The sequence below is a fragment of the Streptomyces sp. URMC 123 genome (assembly GCF_051386515.1).
Classification (GTDB): domain Bacteria; phylum Actinomycetota; class Actinomycetes; order Streptomycetales; family Streptomycetaceae; genus Streptomyces.
Map to the genome: position 1 here is coordinate 1 of NZ_JBPQTV010000475.1, position 3690 is coordinate 3690.

3 protein-coding genes are annotated in these 3690 nt (G+C 72.8%); all 3 read right to left on the reverse strand.

Going from position 1 to position 3690, the window contains the following annotated elements:
* Positions 1-178: 178 nt before the first annotated feature.
* Positions 179-1087 carry a dolichyl-phosphate beta-glucosyltransferase gene (locus ACSNOD_RS29585; RefSeq protein ID WP_436770156.1) on the reverse strand — a complete coding sequence of 303 codons (909 nt, stop codon included), beginning with the start codon at positions 1085-1087 and terminating at the stop codon, positions 179-181.
* Positions 1088-1190: 103 nt separating this feature from the next.
* Positions 1191-1889: a GntR family transcriptional regulator gene (locus ACSNOD_RS29590; RefSeq protein ID WP_436770157.1), complete on the reverse strand. Its 699-nt coding sequence runs from the start codon at positions 1887-1889 to the stop codon at positions 1191-1193.
* A gap of 233 nt (positions 1890-2122) precedes the next feature.
* On the reverse strand, positions 2123-3487 hold the full coding sequence (locus ACSNOD_RS29595; RefSeq protein WP_436770158.1) for an aspartate aminotransferase family protein: 1365 nt from the start codon (positions 3485-3487) through the stop codon (positions 2123-2125).
* Between the last annotated feature and the right edge of the window lie 203 nt (positions 3488-3690).

The following is a 3690-nucleotide window of genomic DNA, read 5'->3' on the forward strand; positions in this document are numbered from 1 at the left end:
CTGCGGCGAGGGCGAGCGGGGTCGCGAGGGGCGCGGGGCCGGCGTACGCGTGACTGATGCGGTCCGCGTGACTTCTGTGACGCGGGTGACCGGTGGGGTACGCGGCGCTCGTGGCCGGTGCCGTGGGGAGCGTCCCCGTCCTCGCCGTGCGCCGGGGACCGGCCCGGGATCGTCTCCGTCACTTCATCCCTCGTTTCGCGCCGTGCCGGGTGCGGGCGGCGTGTCGGTGAACGGGCGGGGCGGCACGGAGGTGTCGCCCCGCTCCCCCCTGGAGGCGGACGCGGGCCCGTACGACCTCGGCGAGCACCCTGAGATAGTCGAAGGGCCCTATTTTCGACCCGGGTTGATGGGCCCAGCGCACGGGCACCTCGGCGATCGGCCAGCCGTGGGCGCGGAAGAACCGCAGTATCTCGACGTCGAAACCCCAGCCGTCGGTGCGGGCCCGGCCGAAGGCCAGCCGCGCCTTGTCCCCCTCGAAGAGCTTGAAGCCGCACTGGGTGTCGCGCACGCCCGGCACCGCTATGGCCCGGATCAGCCCGTTGCCCGCCTTGCCGAGGAGCTCGCGCAGCCGGTGCTGGTGGTTCTCGATGCGGGCGCCGGCCGCCGCACGGGAGCCGATCGCGGCGGCGTAGCCCTCGTCGAGCCGCTCGTGCAGCAGGGCCAGCTCCTCGATGGGCGTGGCGCCGTCGGCGTCGCAGAAGAGCACCCGCCGGCCGCGGGAGGCCCGTACGCCGATGCGTACGGCGTGCCCCTTGCCGCGGTTCCTGGGCGCGCGCAGCACGCGGACGCGGGGCTCGCCGGACGCGGCGGCGGCCGCGATCCGCGCGGTGTCGTCGGTCGAGCCGTCGTCGACGACGATCACTTCCCAGGAGCGGGGCGCGTCGCCGAGCGGGCCGGCGGTGCGCAGATAGCGGCAGATGTCGTCGACGCCGCGGGCCAGCCGCGATTCCTCGTTGTACGCGGGGATGACCACGGTCAGGTCGACGGGTGTGCGATCGGCGGCGGAACGATCCGGCGTCGCGCGCTGCGCGGGCAGCGCGGCGGCCGGGGTGTTCAGCCGGTCGTGGCCGGTCGGCACGGATTCCACCCGTCGTCCCCCCTCGTCTCTCTGGCCTGTCGTCCCTGGCCCCTGGCCTTGGCTCCCCGCCTTGGCTCCCGGCCGGCCTCAGCCGGTTCTCGTAGCCGGCGGCCTACGCTTCCCCGCTCCCCACGCGGGCCGTCAACTCCTCGACCATGGCCAGTGAGTGCTCGTTGTACGAGCGGATCAGGCGCTGCGCGTCCTCCGCGTCACGGCGGTCCACCGCGTCGACCAGGTCGCTGTGCCCGCACCACAGCCGGCCGCGCAGATCCCGCTCCCGGCGCAGATACGGCACCACGAAGGCCCAGCTCTGCACCCGGACCCGGTCCAGCAGGTCGGATATGTACGGATTGCCCACCAAGGAGCCCAGCTCACGCCAGAACCGCAGGTCGTAGCCGATGAGAATGTCGAGGTCGCCGGCGCGTGAGGCGCGCTGGGCCTCGTCCGCCCGGCGCCGTACGGAGGTGAGCACCTCGGGCGCCGGCACGCGCATGCCCCGCGCGTCGGCCCGCCGGAAGATGCCCTCGACGATCAGCGTCCGGGCCTCGACCATGCCGCGGTAGTCCTCGACGGTGAAACGGTGCACCTGGAAGCCGCGGTGGTGCTCCATGTCGATCAGCCCCTGGGCGGAGAGATCGACGAGCGCCTCGCGCACGGGGGTCGCCGACACCCCGTACTGCTCCGCCAGCTCCTTGACCGTGACATGCCTGCCCGCGGGAAGCCGGCCGGCCAGCACCTCGTCGCGCAGGGCCTCGGCTATCTGCTGCCGCAGTGTGTTGCGGGTGACAGCCGAGCTGCCGGTGCCGGGCATGGTGTCCTTACGGTCCGTGGCCTCACGGCCGGGGTCGGGGGCATGACGCTGGACACGATATGTCAGGGCGAGGCCAAAGGGTTCGGATACGGGTGCGGGACGGGGCCGGGCGCCCCATGACCAGGCACCCCTGCCCGGATTCGGGCAGGGGTGCCTGGCCATGGGGGACGTGCTGCCGGGTCCGCCGGCGGCGGTGTGCCGGCTCAGGCTGCTGCGACCCAGGCGGTGCCGGGTCAGGCGACAGCGTGCCGGTCGGCGACCGAGAGGGCCTCGTCGAGGAGGGACAGCCCCTCCTTCGCCTCCGCCGCCGTGACCGTGCACGGCGGGACCGCATGCGTCCGGTTCATGTTCACGAAGGGCCACAGTCCGCGCTGCTTGCAGGCCGCGGCGAACGCGGCCATGGGCGCGTTGTCCTCGCCCGCGGCGTTGTACGGCACCAGCGGCTCGCGCGTCGTACGGTCCCTGACCAGCTCCACCGCCCAGAACACGCCCATGCCGCGCACCTCCCCGACGGACGGGTGCCGCTCGGCCAGCTCGCGCAGCCCCGGGCCGAGGACGGTCTCGCCAATCTCCGCCGCGTTCTCGACGATCCGCTCCTCGTCCATCGCCCGGAGCGTGGCGACGGCGGAGGCGCAGGCCAACGGGTGACCGGAGTACGTGAGTCCGCCGGGGTAGGGGCGCGTCTCGAAGGTGGCGGCGATCTCGGCGGAGATCCCCACGCCGCCCAGCGGCACATAGCCGGAGTTGACGCCCTTGGCGAAGGTCAGCAGGTCGGGCGTCACAGCGAAGTGATCGGCGGCGAACCAGCGGCCCGTACGGCCGAAGCCGCACATCACCTCGTCCAGGATGAAGACGATGCCGTAGCGGTCGCAGAGCGCGCGGACCCCCGCGAGGTAGCCCGGCGGCGGCACCATGATCCCGGCGGTGCCGGGCACGGTCTCCAGAATGATCGCGGCGATGGACTGCGGGCCCTCGAACGCGATGGTGTCCTCGAGGTGGCGCAGGGCGCGCTCGCACTCCTGCTCCTCGCTCGTGGAGTGGAACGGCGAGCGGTAGAGGAACGGCGCCCAGAAGTGCACGACTCCGGCGGACGCGGTGTCGGAGGGCCAGCGGCGGGGGTCGCCGGTGAGATTGATCGCGGCGGCGGTGGCGCCGTGGTACGAGCGGTAGGCGCTCAGCACCTTGGGGCGGCCGGTGTGGATGCGGGCCATCCGCACGGCGTTCTCGACGGCCTCGGCGCCGCCGTTGGTGAAGAAGATCTTGTCGAGGTCGCCCGGGGTGCGCTCGGCGATCAGCCGCGCGGCCTCCGAGCGGACGTCCACGGCGAAGCCGGGGGCGATGGTGCACATCTTCGCCGCCTGCGCCTGGATGGCGGCGACGACCTTGGGGTGCTGGTGGCCGATGTTGGTGTTGACCAGCTGGGACGAGAAGTCGAGATAGCGGTTGCCGTCGTAGTCCCAGAAGTACGAGCCCTCGGCGCCGGCGACGGCCAGGGGGTCGATCAGGCCCTGCGCGGACCAGGAGTGGAAGACATGGGCACGATCGGCGGCCTTGACGGCGTCTCCGCCGGCCAGGGGTTCGGTGTGCGGCTTGGTCACAGTCGGCACCTTTTCGGTCGGTTCACTCGCGCGCGCGGTGCGTTCGCCTCGAACGGTGGGGCGAACGGGCCCAGCCTAGGGATCTCGCCGGACCGTGGGTACCGGCGCAATGTCGCCTCTCGCGCGGCGCGGGCGACAGGGTGTCGGGCAGCGGGCCCCAGGCGTTGACGTGGAACATCGGCACGACGGGGAGCTGTCTCTTA

What these genes read in the sequence shown, in the direction of transcription:
- ACSNOD_RS29590 (WP_436770157.1), bottom strand. Translation starts at nt 1,889, where the DNA reads ATGCCCGGCACCGGCAGCTCGGCTGTCACCCGCAACACACTGCGGCAG.